The following is a 17,825-nucleotide window of genomic DNA, read 5'->3' on the forward strand; positions in this document are numbered from 1 at the left end:
CCCTATGCACACATCGTTTCAACGTTCTGACCTTTTCGTTCATCAACTCGTTGAAGAGGCTGTTCAGGCCAATCCTGAACAGATAGCCGTTGTATTCAATGAACAAACCCTGACGTATCGGCAACTGAATGAACAGGCCGACCAGCTTAGTCAGGTCATTAATAGCGTTAATTCGTCTGCCGAACGCATAGGCATCAGCACAACGCGCGGTGTAGAGATGGTAGTTGGCCTACTGGCTATTCTGAAAGCCGGTAAAGCTTACCTGCCCCTCGACCCGGCTTACCCGACGCAACGTCTTCAGGAAATTATCAGCGATTCGGGTCTGCAAACGGTTGTGGCAGCAGGCAGCGATGCCACCTTGTTTGCTGAGCTTGGACTGCGGATTGTTGACCCCAGTCAACGCGCCAAGGAGACGCCTGAAAACGTTACTGTTCAACAGGGTAGTGCGGCCTATGTGCTGTACACCTCCGGCTCGACCGGTACGCCCAAAGGCGTTTCAATGGGCCACGCCCCACTGGTGAACCTGCTGAACTGGCAGCGCACGCAGTCTGTGGCCGGGCCAGCTACCCGAACGCTGCAACTGGCTCCGCTTAGCTTCGACGTATCGTTTCAGGAAATTTTTGCTACGCTGACCACAGGCGGCACGCTGCTGCTCATCGATGAAACCTTACGGCTGGATTTAGCTGCCCTGCTCTCATTTATTGACAAGCAAGGCATTAACCGGCTGTTTTTGCCGTTCGTGGCGTTGCAGTATCTCGCCGAAATAGCCGTAACAACCAACCGGTTTCCATCGGCTTTGCGCGAGGTGATGACCGCCGGGGAGCAACTGAAAATCACGCCCCAGGTAGCTGCCTTTTTCGCGGCTCTGCCCGGTTGTACGCTGTTCAATCAGTATGGCCCGACCGAATGCCACGTCGTTACGCAACTCGCCCTGACCGGCGACCCGGCAACCTGGCCCGCCCTGCCCAACATTGGCAAACCCATCGACAACGTGACGCTCTATGTGCTGGGCGAAACCGGGGCCGTACTGCCCGATAGCGAAACGGGAGAACTATGTTTTGGTGGCGCATGTGTGGCCGAGGGCTATGTGAACCGGCCCGAACTGACTAACGAAAAATTCATAACACTCACGTTGCCCAATGGGCTAACAGAACGCGTTTACCGAACCGGCGATCTGGGCCGACGCCTGCCCAACGGTGAAATCGATTTTTTGGGTCGGCGCGACGATCAGGTTAAAATTCGCGGTCATCGGGTCGAACTGGGCGAAATTGAGGTGGTCATCAATCGGGTGCAGACCATCCGGCAGGCCGTAGTTGTAGCCCGCGAAGGAGCCGACGGGCAGAAACGGTTGATTGCCTATGTAGTATCGGCAAGCGGGCACCCCGACGAAATCGCCGTGCGCCGGGCCGTGGCCGATCAACTGCCGGAGTTTATGATGCCGTCGGCGTTTATCTGGCTGAGCGACCTGCCCAAAACGACGAGTGGTAAAGTAGACCGCAAAAAACTACCTGATCCCAAACGCACACGGCCTGCCTCGCTGGGGGCGTATCGCAAACCCAGAACCGACGCCGAACGAGCCATTACAACCATCTGGACCGATCTGCTCCAACTCGACCGGGTAGGCACCGACGATAATTTCTTTGAACTGGGTGGCAACTCCCTTTTGGCGCAGAAAACCGTAGCGGCCCTGCTACAACGCGGCTATACACTGCCCATCACCAAACTTTACCAGTTCCCAACGGCGGCTGGCGTAGCGAACTATGTAACGCGGGCGGTTGGCGTTCCGATGGAAACCCGCGATGTTAACATAGAAGCTACAACTAATCCATCGCGGGTTTCCACCCGCGTTGCTGACGACACGGACATTGCCATTATTGGCATGGCCGGACGTTTTCCGGGGGCTGATTCGGTTGACGAACTCTGGAGCATACTGAAAGACGGGCGCGAAACCGTCCGGTTTTTCAGCGATACCGAATTAGATACCACCATCCCTGATTCGCAGCGGCAAGACCCCCTCTACGTAAGAGCGAGGGGCGTGTTGAACAACGCCGATCAATTCGATGCCGCATTTTTTGGCCTGACGCCCACGTTGGCCCAGTTGATGGACCCGCAACAGCGGCTTTTTCTGGAAATCGCCTGGGAAACGCTGGAACAGACCGGCTATCTGACCCCAAAAAACACAACTCAGATTGGTGTATTTGCGGGCTGCGGCAATAATACGTACTACCTCAACAACGTCAGAACCCGGCCTGATCTGATTGAGCAGGTGGGTGCATTTCAGGTCATGAGCCTGAATGAGAAAGATTACATCGCATCGCGAACGGCTTATCAGTTGAATCTGAATGGCCCGGCAGTGAGCGTCTATTCAGCCTGCTCAACCTCGCTGCTGGCAATTGCCCAGGCCGTTCAGAGCCTGCGTAGTGGGCAGTGCGAGCTGGCTCTGGCAGGCGGGGCCAGCCTGACCGCCCCTATCAACAGCGGGCATACTTATCAGGAAGGAACCATGTACAGCCGCGACGGGCATACGCGCTCGTTCGATGCCGACGCCACCGGAACGGTTTTCAGCGACGGAGCGGGCGTGGTACTGCTCAAACCGGCGGCTGCGGCCCGGCGCGATGGCGACACTATTTACGCAGTCATCAAAGGCGTCGGCGTCAATAACGACGGTGGTGGTAAAGGCAGTTTTATGGCCCCCAACGCCGAAGGACAGGCCGGAGCCATTCGGATGGCACTGGCCGACGCGCAGGTAGACCCGGCCAGCATTAGCTACGTAGAAGCACATGGTACGGCCACTCCGCTGGGCGACCCGATTGAAGTTGAGGGATTGACGATGGCGTTCGGCGAGCAGGCCGAAAAACAGTTCTGTGCCATTGGTTCCATCAAAAGTAATCTCGGACACCTTACGCAGGCGGCTGGCGTGGCCGGGATAATCAAAACGGTTCTGGCTCTGCAACACCGTCAGTTACCGGCATCGGTCGGTTTCTCCAGACCAAATCCATCCATCGACTTCGCTAATAGTCCGTTTTTTGTCAACACAGAACTAACAAGCTGGACGTCAACTTCTGAAGAGCCTCGTCGGGCGGGCGTTAGTTCGTTCGGCGTGGGCGGCACCAACGTGCATGTGGTATTGGAAGAAGCCGGAGCGGTTGGTCCAGTGACGACGGAGTCGACCCGTTCGCGACCGCTTCAATTGATTAGCTGGTCGGCAAAAACAGCCACGAGTTGCGACGCTTACGCCCAGAAATTAGCCCGTTTTCTGCAAAAACAACCCAGCGTCGCACTCGCCGACGTAGCGTACACCCTGCAAACAACCCGGCGTAATTTCCAGTATCGGCGGTTCGCTATTGCCGATTCTACAGAACAGCTACAGGCGCAGCTTACGGCAAATGCTGCATCGGCACCGGTCGATGCGCCCGGCGAAACAGCGTTTCTGTTTCCGGGACAAGGCTCGCAGTTTGTCGGTATGGGCAAGGTGTTGTACGACCACGAAACCGTGTTTCGGCAGGCAATCGACACTTGCGCCGAGCTACTGACCGATTATATAGACCTTGACATTCGGCAGATTCTCTATGCAGCACCGGGCGACGCCAAAGCCGAGCAACGCCTGAATAACACCCGCTACACCCAACCCGCGCTGTTTGTTACGGAGTACGCGCTGGCGAAACTCTGGATGAGTTGGGGCATCGAGCCTACGCTGTTGTGTGGGCATAGTGTGGGCGAATTTGTAGCGGCTCACCTCGCAGGCGTATTTAGTCTGCCCGACGCGCTCCGGCTGGTTGCCACACGCGGACGACTTATCAGCGAATTACCACGCGGCAGCATGTTGTCGGTGCGCCTGAATGTCGATACGGTTCGGTCGCTGCTGCCCGATACGCTCTCGATAGCGGCTCTCAACAGCCGAAACCTCTGCGTAGTAGCGGGGGCCGATGAAGACATTGCCGACTTTGCCCGTCTGCTCGATGAGCGCGATATTCCAAACCGAATTCTGGCTACGAGTCATGCCTTTCATTCGGCAATGATGGACCCGGTGCTTACACCATTCGCCGAATTGGTTGGTACAATCACGTTACACCGACCACAAAAGCCGATTGTTTCGACGCTGACGGGCGGCTACCTGACCGACGCCCAGGCTACCGACCCGCAATACTGGGCGCGACACCTGCGCGAAACCGTCCGATTTGCCGATGCGCTCGATACTATTTTTGCGACCGATAACCCGATCCTGCTGGAAGTTGGCCCCGGCAAGGCAGCAACAACATTCGCCCGGCAGCAAACGACCAGAAAAACCACCGTTATTTTACCCGGTCTTGATAATCAGACGGATAGATTGTTGGTATACCAGTCTGTACTTACTACGCTGGGCCAGCTCTGGCAGGCAGGGCTGCAACCCGACTGGACCAGCTTCTACGGCGAACAGTTGCGCACCCGCATCGCATTACCTACCTATGCCTTCGACCGTAAACGTTGCTGGATTGAAGCCGCGCAACCTGAATCCGTCGCGATAGAGTCCATACAAGCACCGGCTATGCCGCACCAGACCAACCTAATCACTACTCAACCGTACACACCAGTTATGCGCATCGAAACGCTCATCAATCGTATCAACGAGTTGCTCGAAGACGCGTCGGGCCTCGACATGGCAGGCGTTGACGCAACGCTCAGTTTCCTGGAAATTGGCCTCGATTCGCTGCTACTCACGCAGGTAGCCATTACACTGAAAAACGAATTTGGCGTACCCATTACATTCCGGCAACTGACCAGCGAGTTCGATACGCCCGCCCGGCTGGCTGCGCACCTCGATCAAGTCTTGCCCGCCGATGCATATCGACCAGCTACCGCGCCAGTCAACACGCCTGTTGCGCCCGCACTGAACGGTCAGGCGGTATTGGCACAGCCGTTGCCCACAACCCCTAATCCGGCTATTGATCTGATTGCACAGCAGTTGCATTTGCTGGCACAGCAGGTTGCGCTGTTGCAGGGTAATTCGCAACCAACGCCCGCGCCAGTTACTCAGTCAACGAAACAGCCGGATAAGCCCGCCAGCGTTGTGTCGGTAAAAATGCCGGACTTGACGCCCGAAGAAGAAGTCGAGCTAAAAAAACCCTTCGGAGCTACGGCCCGCATCGAACGGCAGGCATCGGGACTGACAGCCAAACAGGCCGATTTTCTGGCCGACCTGACGGAGCGATATAACCGCAAAACAGCCCGTAGCAAAGCTTACGCCCAGCAACACCGCGCCCAGATGGCCGACCCCCGCGTGGTGACGGGCTTCCGACCGTTAACCAAAGAAATCGTGTATCCGTTAGTGGTTAACCGCTCGAAGGGTAGCCGCCTGTGGGATATCGACGGCAATGAATACATCGACGCGCTCAATGGGTTTGGCTCGAATATGTTGGGCTATCAGCCTGACCTGATTAAGCAGGCGTTGCATGACCAAATTGAAAACGGCTTTGAAGTTGGTCCACAACACGAACTGGCGGGCGAAGTTTGCCAGATGATTTGCCAACTGACCGGTGCCGACCGGGCCGCGCTGTGCAGCACCGGGTCGGAAGCCGTGCTGGGTACGATGCGGATTGCCCGCACCATTACGGGGCGATCACTGATTGTGGCTTTTACGGGGTCGTATCACGGCATCAACGACGAGGTGCTGGTACGCGGCACCAAAAAGCTGAAGTCGTTTCCGGCGGCTCCCGGTATCATGCCCGAAGCCGTGCAGAACATGCTGATTCTGGAATACGGCACCGACGAAAGTCTACGCATCATCCGCGAGCGGGCACACGAATTGGCGGCTGTGCTGGTAGAGCCGGTACAAAGCCGCCGACCAGAGTTTGTACCTGTTGAGTTTCTGAAAAAAGTGCGGGCCATCACGGCAGCGTCGGGAACGGCTTTGATTTTCGACGAGGTCATCACAGGCTTCCGGTCGCATCCGGGTGGGGCGCAGGCTTTATTTGGTATTCGGGCTGATCTGGCGTCGTATGGTAAGGTTGTGGGTGCCGGTATTCCCATCGGCGTTATAGCCGGTAAGCGCGAATTCATGGATGCCCTCGATGGTGGTTTCTGGCAATATGGCGACGCATCGGTGCCGGAAATTGGCGTTACCTACTTTGCCGGTACGTTTGTGCGGCATCCGCTTGCGCTGGCGGCAGCAAAGGCATCGCTCACCTACATGCTTGAGCAGGGGCCATCGCTTCAGGAAAAATTAACGCAAAAAGCAGCGTATCTGGCTAATGCGCTGAATGCTATCGCGGAAAAGCGGCAGTTACCGCTATTTGCAGCCCAATTCGGTTCGCTCTGGAAATTAAAATTCAAGGAGGAGTTACAATATGGTGAACTTATATTTACGCTCATGCGTGAAAAAGGCATCCATGTTTGGGATGGCTTCCCTTGTTTTATCACCGAAGCGCATACCAATGACGAAATAAATACGATAATTTCCTATTTTGCAGATAGTTTTGACGAACTAATTGATGCTGGCTTCTTGCCGGCGTTGTCGAAACCAATTGCTAAAACGGCAGAAAACGGGCTATTTTTCGCACCAGATGCGCCACCGGTTTCGGGTGCGCGGTTAGGTCGTGACCCGAATGGCAAGCCGGCCTGGTTCATCGAAAATCCTGATCTGCCGGGTAAATTTTTGCAAGTTGATCTAACTACTGATGACGGAACGCACTACCAACCTAATCCTTACAGCGGTTGATTTCGATCCGTTTGCTGGCCCTGAATTAGTTCAGGTTATCTCGTCAACTGAACCTCAAACTGAAATTTGGCTCGCCTGCCAACTCGGTGGCGACGATGCCAATCGGTCGTTCAATGAATCAGTATCACTCCGCTTTCGGGGTACGCTGAGCCGGGTGGCGTTTGAGCAGGCGTTCCGGGCGTTGGTTCAGCGGCACGAGGGACTGCGGTCGGCATTCAGTGCAGATGGTCGTCAGATTTGCATCTTCGGCGAAGTTCCTGTCGATTTTACGTTTGTCGACGCTTCGGGCGAAAAACCCGACGACCAAACGAAGCGTTTAGCCGACTACGTGCGGGGCGACATCGACCACGCGTTCGATCTGCAAAACGGCCCGCTGGTGAAAGGTGGGCTGATCCGGCTATCGGAAACTGACCATCATTTTACGTTCACGGCTCATCACATCGTTTGCGACGGCTGGTCGCTGGGTATTCTGTTGCAGGACTTAGGCCAGCTTTATTCGGCTTATGCCCGGCAATCGACGCCCAACCTGCCCCCGCCCGAACGGTTCAGCACGTATGCAACTGAGCAACTCTCTTTCTCACAAAGTGCTGAATATCAAAAAATTGAACAGTTCTGGCTCAATCAGTACGCCGATTCGATACCCGTACTGAACCTGCCTACCGACGCGCCCCGCCCGGTGTTGCGTAGCTACGCAGGCGACCGGGCCGATTACGCGCTTGACGACAGGTTGGTAAAAGCCGTTCGGCAGATGGGTATCAAAGCCGGTTGCAGTTTCGTGACAACCCTCATGGCGTCGTTCGAGGTGCTGCTATCCCGGCTCAGTGGTCAGCAAGACATCGTGCTTGGTTTACCCGCAGCCGGGCAGTCGGCAACGGGTCATCTGCGCCTGATTGGGCACTGCGTAAACCTGCTGCCACTACGGAGCCGCCCGGTTGGTACGCTGCCATTTCGGGACTTTTTGAAACAACGCAAAACCGGCCTGCTCGACGCGCTTGAACACCAGCGGCTTACGTTCGGAAGTTTACTCAAGAAAATGCGCGTGCCCCGCGATACCTCGCGCATTCCGTTGGTGCCGGTGGTGTTTAACGTCGATATGGGGCTCGACAATGATGTTCATTTTGAGGGACTTACCTATCAATTCATCAGCAACCCCCGCTCGGCGTCAACGTTCGAGCTATCGCTCAATGCAACGGGGTCCGACCAGCATTTAGTGCTGGAATGGGCCTACAATACCAATCTGTTTCGACCCGAAACCATCCGGCGTTTTCACAAACAATTTGAAAAATTACTGCAAACGGTAGTCGAAAATCCCGACATACAGTTGCAGGATATTGATCTGAACATTGCTGAAACAACGGGGCTGGCAGCGGTTTCGCAATCCGCTACGGCGGTATCTTATCCGAGAGAAAAATCGTTGCATACGCTCATCAGTGAAACCGCCAGCCAGTTTCCTGATAAGGTGGCCCTGCGCTTCGGCAACGATACGCTGACATACCGCGCGTTGGACGAACGCGCGAATCAACTGGCTCACTGCCTGATTGAAACGGGCGTTCGGCCCGGCGAATTTGTTGGCTTAGCCGTCGACCGCTCGCTCGACCTGATTGTCAGTTTGTTGGCAATTCTAAAAACAGGTGCGGCCTATGTACCCGTCGATCCGCAGCATCCGGCTGAGCGGATCGAGTTTATGCTGGCCGATGCATCATGCCGGGTTTTGGTGACGTCGGAAACTTACCACAATCGAACAAAGCTCCCTGTTCGGGAAGTGAATTTGGCCGATGCAAAGCCTATGCTGGCGCGGTTTCCGACAACGCCCCCCACGATACCCTCATCGGGGCAGGATTTGGCATATGTGCTATACACGTCGGGCACAACGGGCCGCCCCAAAGGTGCGCTGATTCGACACCACAGCGTCGTTAATGTGTTGTTGCACGTTCAGCAAACGCAGCACCTCACCCCTGCCGACGTGACGCTGACAATGGCAACTATTGCCTTCGACTTATCGACAGTTGAAATTTATACGGCACTGATTACGGGCATGGAATTGGTGGTAGTTGACACGGCCACGGCCCGCGATGGGCAAGCGGTGGCTCAACTGCTTCAGGATAGGCGCGTTACGTTTCTGCAAACTACACCCGCTACCTGGCGGTTGCTGCTCGAAACGGGCTGGTCGGGCAACAAAAACCTGAAAGCAATTGCCTGCGCCGAAGCCCTTCCTGCCGATCTGTCCCGAAAACTGCTGGCGTTGTGCCGGTCGCTCTGGAATTACTACGGCCCTACCGAAACCACAATTTACGCCACGGGTAAGCATATCACTGACCCCGACGAACCCATCAACATCGGTCAGCCGATTGCCAACACGCAGGTCTATTTTATTGATGAACAACTGCGTCAACTGCCCGATGGCGAAGCAGGCGAACTTTGTATTGCAGGCGACGGGCTGGCAAACGGCTACCTGAATCAGCCCGAACTAACGGCCCAAAAATTTGTTCAGAACCCCTTTGCCCAACAAACCAACGAACGGCTATATCGCACCGGCGACCTCGGCAAACGCCTGCCCAACGGCGACATTCAGTATCTGGGGCGCGTTGACCAGCAGGTCAAAATTCGTGGACACCGGATTGAAGTAGCCGAAGTAGAGCATCAGCTTCTGGCACAGCCGGGCGTAAAAAATGCCGTGGTAATGGCCCGCGAAGATACGCCCGGCGATCAGCGGTTAGTGGCCTACGTAGTTCCCGGCTACCCCATTGTTGATAGTGACGCCCAAATTCGGGTCTGGCGCGAGGGTATCAAGCGCATGTTGCCCGACTATATGCTGCCCAGCCACATCGTGCTGCTATCGGAACTGCCCGTTACGGCCAACGGGAAGATTGACCGGAAAGCGTTGCCTCGTCCGAATCAGCAACCTGAGCGGGCGGCTTTGCCAACAGAACCACAAACGGATGAGGAACAGTTGGTGGCGTCTGTCTGGCAGGATGTGTTAGGGATGAAGACGATCAACATCGACGCGAATTTCTTTGAGTTGGGGGGGCATTCGCTGATTGCTGTGCAGGTGATGAACCGACTCGAAAAGCATACGGGCCGTCGATTACCGCTATCGTCGTTATTTGAATATCCTACAATTCGAAAGTTAGCCGAACTGATTCAACCTGAGAAACCCGTCATGACCTGGAAATCACTCGTTGCTATCAAGCCGCAGGGCAGCAAAGCACCGCTTTACGTTATCCACGGCATCGGCCTTAACCTGCTCAACTTCAGCAGTCTTATCAAAAATTTGGACGCCGAACAGCCAATATATGGCCTTCAGGCACGAGGACTCGACGGCACCGAGGAGCCATTGGATAGCATGGAAGCCATTGCGCATTGCTACATTCAGGAGGTGCTGGAGCAAAACCCCGACGGTCCTTACGCCATTGCGGGCTATTCATTCGGGGGCTACGTAGCCTACGAGATGGCCCAGCAATTGACAGCCATGGGTAAGGAAATCAAGATGTTGGCTATGTTCGACACCGACGCACAGGCGTTGGCGGCCCAACACACCAAAGGTGCCCGGCTTATCTGGCGCATCGGGCGGCAGTTCCCCAAGCTACTGTGGGTTCTGCGGTCGTTTATAAAGCACCCAAAAGAAACAATCGATTATCAGAAAAATTACTTTATCTGGCGATTCAAAGACTTTGGTGAGAAATTAGGATTGTACAAGGAAGAACTTCCTGAAGGCGAACTGGCTCATATGGACCGCATCATGGCGAAGCATGAGGCCGCTTTCAACAACTACGCCCTGCGACCCTACAACGGAACGCTCGACCTGTTTCGGGCAATGACCCGCCTGTATTTCGTGGACGACTACACCCACTTAGGCTGGCGCGAATTTGCCCTGAAAGGCGTTCGGGTTCACGATGTACCGGGCGATCACGAAACCATTATGAATCCACCCAATGACGTAGCTCTCGCCAAAGCGTTACAAAAAGCGTTAGATAACCGCTGACAGGGTGTTGGGGGCGAAACGTACAATCGCGGCCCTCAGATTTACATGGCCTGTTGGTAGTTTCTGATTTCGGCGAACGACATTTTAAATGCTAACGTCAACCCGGCATAGGTAAGCCCTCCAAGAATCACCTGCACGGCTGTGTGCCCGATGCCGTCGTTGCCAACGGTTACTTTATAGGCCAGTACCACCCCTACCATAATCAGGGAAAACAGAGCCGGTTTGGCAATGTTGCGGAGAAAATCGCTGAAAAACGGACCGATTAGCTTATGCACCACCACAAAGTTAGCCATGAGGTTGAACAGGGTTGCCAGTAGCAGAGCCAGCGCGGCCCCCGTAACGCCCATGTACTTACCCAGTACGTATACGATTGGGATTTTGACAATCAGCGTTCCCAGATTCAGGTAAAAAAGCAAATTCGGCTTGCCGCGTGTGAAAGCCAGCGTATACATTGGGTGGCTGATGCAGGTTAGCAGGCTGACAAAAATAAAAATTCGGATCAGGTGAATCGTTTCCTCCCAGCCCGGCCCGTAAATGAGCGGGATAACGCTGTCTGCCGTGATAAATAACCCGGCCAGCAACGGCATGTTGCAGTAGCTGATAAAATCTAATATTTTCAGGTACGACCCGCGCAAACTGGCTACGTTATCCTTCATTTTTGCCAGAATCGGGTAGGCCACCTGTAAAATAATCGGGTTCAGTTTAGTGATTGGGAAAATAGCCAACTGATACGCAATGGTATAATAACCCAACTGCTCGACGCCCAGCAGACCGCCGATAAAAATATTGTCGGAGTTACCCTGCACAAAGCCAAGCAAGCCATCGCCAATGTTGTAGAGTCCAAAACGCAAGTGTTCGCGAATGTCGCGAAATAGAAAAACCCACTTGAGTTTCAGCAAGCCCCAGCCGGCAATAATCTGCAACATTGTCCGAAAGGTCTGCCCTACCAGCGAACCGGCAATAAGCGACATTTCGTGATAGCCTTTGTAGGCCAGCGTTACGGTAGCCGCTGTTCCGATCAGGCCACCACCAATATCGATTAACGCTACCGAGCGAAAACGAAGCTCTTTCTCCAGCAGAAAATGAAACATCTGTCCGAAGAAGACAATCAGAAAGTAGAAGGAAGCTAACCGGATAACTGGCTCTAAGCGAGGCTCTTTGTAAAACAGCACAATGAGCGGTACGCTCAAATGAACCAGCCCGAATATGATAAACCCTACCAGCAGGTTAAGGTAATAGAGGGTAGACAATACCCGCTGATTATCCTCCTGTTTGTAAATGATCGAGTTAGCAAAGCCCAGATTGGAGAAAATACCAAAAAAAGCAATAATCAGCCCACTAACGCTGACAATGCCAAAGTCAGCCGGATGGAGCAGCCGGGCCAATACGGCTACCTGACCGAACTGAAGCAGGGTAAAAATGACCGTAGACAGGGTAATCCATTTTCCCCCGTTCATGGCTTTACTGGTATTACTCATACAATACGTTGTTGATGGCTGTCTGCATGGCGTACAGACATGGGTTTATGCGGTCACGCATATCAGGCTTTGCTGACCCGTTTCGAGCCAGGCCGGGCTATTAACGAATCGTATTAGCTGATTGTCATGAATTGTATAGACTACATAACCGAGTGCGCCGAGCAGGTCTAACGCCCGGTCCCGGTCCTGATCGTCGGGCAGATCAATGCATAAAACGGGTTTATCTTCCCGAATTACCACAAGCCACTCCTGTAGCAATACGTAATCAAAACTGGCCGCATCGATCCGAATACCGCCAACCCGCAGCCCATGCTGCCGTGCATCGGCAACTTCGTCATCAATCCAGTCTGACTCCATCCACGGAGAGCCGCCTACCGCTAACCCGGCTGCGGATGGTGCCGGTTTTGGCGACACCGTTCGGATAAAGCTACCACGCAGGCGAGCCTGCTGGTCTTCATTCACACCGAGCGAATGCCCAATATCAATGAGCAAACTACCCGATGGCGTCAGGTTCACAAACGTACTGAGCAATGCTTCACGCGTATCCTGCTGCTGGGCCGTCCAATCGTTTCGACGACTTCGCACACCGAACATCGACAAAAATAATCGTTTAGGTACGATCATAAGTTAGGTGGTATGATATAACTTATTTCTGGCGATTTCTCAGTTCAGAACTGAACTACCGCAATAATAATACACGACCTTTCTGTACATACTGCTCCGACACCTCCGACGATCCGGCAAACTGATAGCTAACAACCCAACTGTAGGCACCTGGCAAGCAAAGTGCGCCATTATACGTGCCATTCCAGCGGTCAGACAGCGTGTTGCTGGAGAAAACAACACTCCCCCAGCGATCATAAATGTTGAGATTATATGAATAAACGCCCCGAAGCCGCACCACAAACTCGTCGTTCAGGCCGTCGTTGTTGGGCGTAAATGCATCTGGCGCAAATACGGACAGGGGCGTACAGGACGTACATTGCCGCAGTTGCAGGTCATCGAGGGCCATGTCGTTACCGCAGCCCGCTTCGCCCTGTTTGTTTATGAGTTTGATAATCACCCGCTCGTCGGTATCGGGTACTGTAAACACAGCCGCGTATCGTGTCCAGGTCGGTTGCGTTGTTTCCGGAATAATACCCAGATCGACCTGTTCCAGCACCCGCCCACTCGCCGACTCCACGCTAACGGCCAGATAGGGCGGCAGGGTCGTTGTGCAGGAACCGGGTTCGAGCAGGTTGATGCCCCAGACCGAAAATTCGTAGCTTGCACCGCCACATAGCCCATCGGCAGATTGCTGATAGAAGACGCCCGGCTCAGCCGACGCGTTGATTATCAACAGATTACCATTAGCATTTCCGGTGTGGTCCTGACCGATTGAATGCCATGCTGTCAGAAAACAGTTGCCATCTACGCGGTTGGTTACAGTGTATTTACCATCAACAGGGCATGGGTCGTCTGTGTACGCATAGGTCATTTTGCCAACCAGCGACGGGCGGTTATTGCCCTGCCCAAACGTTTCGTTAAGCAGTAGATTACCCGTCTGATTAGTACACGTTTGTGCCCGGCCTGTAAATGAATCCATCAGACAGATGACCAGAAAGATAGTTACGGAAACTATAATCGCTGGAGTGAGCTGCCCACCTTTTCGATTCGTCCGACAAATCCGCACCACATCCATAGCATTGTTTAGACTATAGATCTACGGGATCGTCACTAACATAGAACAGCATTTAATTAACGTTCAGCCAATTACGTCTACTAAAAAGAAGTCAGAATTGCGTAATTTTGCATCAAATCCATGCAGCCATCTCACGCTCCTGCCATTGTTCAGTGCATTGATTTGCCAACCATTTGCTGGCAGGCTGATGTAGTATTTTCACTACGTAGTGGCCCGGCTGTTTTTCGATTTCGAGTAACTGACGATCAGGCTATTGTGTCGGCTTTGTTCGGTATGCTGCCCCCCAACGAGCAGACACGGGCCATGCGCTACCAGCAGCCTGCCGACCGGCTGCGCTTCGTGACGGGCCGGGGGCTGCTTCGTCTGCTTATTCACCGCTACACCGGCCTGCGTCCTATCGACGTGCCGCTTGTGGCCGGGCACAACCAAAAACCAGCCTTAGCAAACCGACCTGATTTTCAGTTCAATGTGTCGCACGCGGGCGAGTGGCTGCTGCTGGCGTTCGGGCATCAGCCGATTGGTATAGACGTTGAGCCGATTCGGACTGATTTTGCCTTTGCCGACATGCTCCCCACCAGTTTTTCCATTGACGAACAGCACTGGATAAACGCAGCCGATAGCCCGTCGAAGGCATTTTTCGACCTCTGGACCCGGAAAGAAGCTCTTGCCAAAGCAGTCGCCAAAGGCATTGACGACGATTTTGCCCGGCTCCCCTGCCTGACGGGGCAACACATACTGCCCGCACATTGGATTGCCAACACCGACTTATGGCACGTCTACGGGTTTTCGGTGGCTAACGATTATGTAGCTGCACTCGCGTATCCACTCGCCACAAGTTACCCTCAGTTTTTTTCGCTCGACAAAACAAGTATCATCACAAACGTATATGACGCCTAACGGCGTTTTTACGACCGAATAAACAATAGTTGTTCCTGAACGTGCGATTTTGCTGACGAATCTGGACCAACACAGTCATATAGATAAACCCATCGTATCTGGTATGCGAATTGGCATTGAAGCCCAGCGACTGTTACGCCCACACAAACACGGGATGGACATCGTTGCTTTAGAGGCACTCCGGGCTTTAGTACAACACCCGGAGCATGAGTTTTTTGTGTTTGTGAAACCCGATACGGCCCGCGCCGGTTTGCCCACTGCGCCGAATCTGACACTGATTGAGTTGCCCGGTGGACCGTACCCAATCTGGGAGCAGTACGCCCTGCCCAAAGCCGTTCGCGACTACAACCTCGACCTGCTGCACTGCACGGCCAACACCGCGCCCGTGCGCTGTTCGGTGCCGGTCGTGCTAACGTTGCACGACATCATTTTTCTGGAAAAAGCGGTAGTAGGCGGCAATTGGTATCAGCGATTGGGCAACCTGTACCGACGCTGGAACGTGCTGAACGTGGTAAAAACGGCCCACCAGATTATTACGGTTTCGGATTTTGAACGGCAGCGCATCATCGACCACATGCACATCGATCCGGCGCGTATTGTCACGATTCACAACGCCGTAAGTCCGGCATTTCGGCTTGTCGACGAACCGGCCCGGCTGGCCGACGTTCGGGTACGTTACAAACTGCCCGATCAGTTTATTTTTTTCCTCGGCAACACCGACCCGAAAAAGAACGTACCGAATGTATTGAAAGCCTTGTTGTTACTGAAAAAACGGGGGCAACTTTCTTTGCCCTTCGTGATGTCGAACGTATCAAGAGCCTATGTTGAGGGGCTGCTGAACAGCATTGGCGGGCAAACGCTTTCGGAAAATATTATCCTGAGCGGCTACATTCCCAACGCCGAATTGCCATTGGTGTACAACTGCGCTACGGTCTTCATGTGCCCGTCGCTCCGCGAAAGTTTCGGCTTGCCTATTCTGGAGTCGATGGCCTGCGGAACGCCCGTACTAACGGCCAGCACGTCGGCCATGCCCGAAGTAGCGGGCGATGCGGCTCTGCTGGCCGACCCGGCTTCACCGCGGGCGATGGCCGACCAGCTTCACCGGCTGCTTACCGACGCCGGTCTGCGAGCCGATTTACGCCGTCGGGGACTGGCCCGCGCGGCTGGGTTTTCGTGGCAACACACGGCCTGTAAGCTGCTGGAGGTGTACAAAAATTGTCGTTGATTTTGTTTGTTTCTGTTACTATGCAATCGCTATTGCTCAAAGTATTATACCTGTTTGCAGCCCTGCGATATCCGCGCTACAAAGGCGACCTGCGCTACTTTGTTCGGGATAATTTCTACGCCCGGCTGAGTCAGCTTCCGTTTTTCATACGCGATTATGCACAGAAGAAACCCTACAAAGTCATTGATTTTCAGGGCGAGTTTGAACATGAGCTACGCTACGTGCTGCCGTTTACTTACTGGCATTACCTGAACGGAACGCTGAAGCAAACCATATCCTGCCAGGCAACCAAACCGTTCTATTTTTTCAGCGAGAACCATACGGAGAAATATACGAAGCGAATTTGGCAGGATGGATACGGCAATTATAATTTCCCTAACATGACCCACAGCCCATCGTTCGATTATTCGAAGTGGGTGCCGGTGCCGTTTAAAAAACATTACCAGAACGACCTGTTTCGCTACGATAAACCGCTGCTGGTTATTGCCAATAAATACAACATTGAATGGGATAAGCCGCCGATCAATTTCCTGAGCATCGACGCTTTAGACCGTATTGTCAGCACCTGCAAACACACGTATCAGATTGTATACAATCGCCCGCTGTCGACTCAGATCATTGGCGATAACAGCGAGATTATGGACCTGAACGAACACGAGTGGTTGCGCCAACAGCACCCGGAGGTATTACTCATGAATGACCTCTACCAGACTCATAGCGACAAACTGATGAATTTCAACCAGTTGCAGCTTATGGTATATGCCAACGCCGACCGCTTTATTTCGATGCACGGCGGCACAGCCGCTTTAGCCAGCTATTTCGGCGGCATCAATATTATTCTATCACATCCGGGCGGGGGGTTTGAGCATTATTTCGACGAATACAGTACTATTTTCCCGGCATTTTCCGGGGCGAAAATTCTCCACGCCAAATGTGCTGATGACGTTTTCGAGTACGTAAACCGCTATTTTTAAAAATACAGGCAGGCATTTAACTATGGTGATTACGTCTATTACGAGTGGGTTAGGCAATCAGCTTTTTCAGTATGCCATAGGTCGGCGGCTGGCTCTGCAAAACCAGGCCGACCTATGGTTCGACCTGCGCTATTACCACCAGACTTACGAAACCGATACGGTACGGCATTTTAAGTTAGATCGGTTTTCTATCGATTACAACGTGCTCGACACGTCGTTGTATCGTTACATTCAGAAAGCATCGCGGTTGTTGCTGAACCGCTCGCTGCCCGGTTTGATTAAAACCTATACGGAACCCCATTTTCATTACGACCCAGCCGCAATACATTTACGCGCTCCTTTTCTTATGCTCAACGGCTATTGGCAGACTGAGCAATATTTTGCCGATTGTGCCGATCAGATTCGGCAGGAGCTTACCTTTCGGAGGCAGGCTGGGCCGCGCTTTTCAGCGTACAAACAGGCCATCGCACAAAGCCAGACACCGGTATCGGTACACGTTCGGCGGGGCGACTACGTAACACACGCCGATTTCAGTAAATCGTTCGGATTCATTGGGTTAGATTATTATATGGCTGCCATCAGCAGGCTGAAAACGCAGGTAGCCAATCCAACGCTTTTTATTTTCAGCGATGATCCCGATTGGGTGCGCCAGAACTTACTGGTCGATTTGCCGCACGAATTTGTCGTGAACGAAGGAACCGACGCCGAAGTCGATGATCTGGAACTGATGAGCCTGTGCCGACATCACATCATTGCCAACAGCTCGTTTAGCTGGTGGGGTGCCTGGCTCAATCCAGCCCCTGATAAAGTAGTAATTGCTCCTAAAATCTGGTTTAGCAATAAACCGTTCGATACCAGCGATCTGACTCCGTCATCCTGGCTGCGCCTGTAATA

9 protein-coding genes are annotated in these 17,825 nt (G+C 53.5%); 6 read left to right on the forward strand and 3 right to left on the reverse strand.

Annotation, left to right across the window (positions count from 1 at the left end):
• Nucleotides 1–4: 4 nt before the first annotated feature.
• Entirely contained in the window at nucleotides 5–6,694 is a 6,690-nt protein-coding gene (locus tag AWR27_RS16630) for a type I polyketide synthase (protein WP_077132205.1), read from the forward strand.
• Nucleotides 6,654–10,676, forward strand: a complete 4,023-nt coding sequence (locus AWR27_RS16635) for a non-ribosomal peptide synthetase (RefSeq protein WP_077132206.1) — start codon at nucleotides 6,654–6,656, stop codon at nucleotides 10,674–10,676. Before AWR27_RS16630 ends, AWR27_RS16635 begins: the two co-directional genes overlap by 41 nt.
• A gap of 41 nt (nucleotides 10,677–10,717) precedes the next feature.
• Here the strand turns inward: AWR27_RS16635 and AWR27_RS16640 are convergent, their stop codons facing one another.
• Genes AWR27_RS16640 through AWR27_RS16650 form a run of 3 tightly spaced genes read right to left on the reverse strand, consistent with a single transcriptional unit; the run spans nucleotide 10,718 to nucleotide 13,739 of the window.
• Nucleotides 10,718–12,154 (reverse strand): MOP flippase family protein, encoded by a 1,437-nt coding sequence (locus AWR27_RS16640; protein ID WP_077132207.1) that lies wholly within the window; start codon nucleotides 12,152–12,154, stop codon nucleotides 10,718–10,720.
• Nucleotides 12,155–12,199: 45 nt separating this feature from the next.
• Nucleotides 12,200–12,778, reverse strand: a complete 579-nt coding sequence (locus AWR27_RS16645; protein WP_077132208.1) for a hypothetical protein — start codon at nucleotides 12,776–12,778, stop codon at nucleotides 12,200–12,202.
• A 55-nt stretch (nucleotides 12,779–12,833) separates the two neighbouring features.
• Nucleotides 12,834–13,739 carry a gliding motility-associated C-terminal domain-containing protein gene (locus AWR27_RS16650; RefSeq protein WP_077132209.1) on the reverse strand — a complete coding sequence of 302 codons (906 nt, stop codon included), beginning with the start codon at nucleotides 13,737–13,739 and terminating at the stop codon, nucleotides 12,834–12,836.
• 216 nt (nucleotides 13,740–13,955) lie between these two features.
• Between AWR27_RS16650 and AWR27_RS16655 the strand changes: the two genes are divergently transcribed.
• The 4 genes from AWR27_RS16655 (at nucleotide 13,956) to AWR27_RS16670 (ending at nucleotide 17,823) form a co-directional block, all read left to right on the forward strand.
• Nucleotides 13,956–14,732 (forward strand): 4'-phosphopantetheinyl transferase family protein, encoded by a 777-nt coding sequence (locus tag AWR27_RS16655; RefSeq protein WP_077132210.1) that lies wholly within the window; start codon nucleotides 13,956–13,958, stop codon nucleotides 14,730–14,732.
• A 103-nt stretch (nucleotides 14,733–14,835) separates the two neighbouring features.
• Complete coding sequence (locus AWR27_RS16660; protein ID WP_077132211.1) at nucleotides 14,836–15,957, forward strand: glycosyltransferase family 4 protein; 1,122 nt, start codon at nucleotides 14,836–14,838, stop codon at nucleotides 15,955–15,957.
• Between the two features lie 20 nt (nucleotides 15,958–15,977).
• Nucleotides 15,978–16,931, forward strand: coding sequence for a hypothetical protein (locus tag AWR27_RS16665; protein ID WP_077134039.1), 954 nt, complete (start codon nucleotides 15,978–15,980; stop codon nucleotides 16,929–16,931).
• Between the two features lie 22 nt (nucleotides 16,932–16,953).
• A complete protein-coding gene (locus AWR27_RS16670; protein WP_077132212.1) occupies nucleotides 16,954–17,823 on the forward strand; it encodes an alpha-1,2-fucosyltransferase in 870 nt (289 codons plus the stop codon).
• The last annotated feature ends 2 nt before the right edge of the window (nucleotides 17,824–17,825 follow it).

Origin of the sequence: Spirosoma montaniterrae (assembly GCF_001988955.1) — a bacterium.
In the GTDB taxonomy this organism is placed as follows: Bacteria; Bacteroidota; Bacteroidia; order Cytophagales; family Spirosomataceae; genus Spirosoma; species Spirosoma montaniterrae.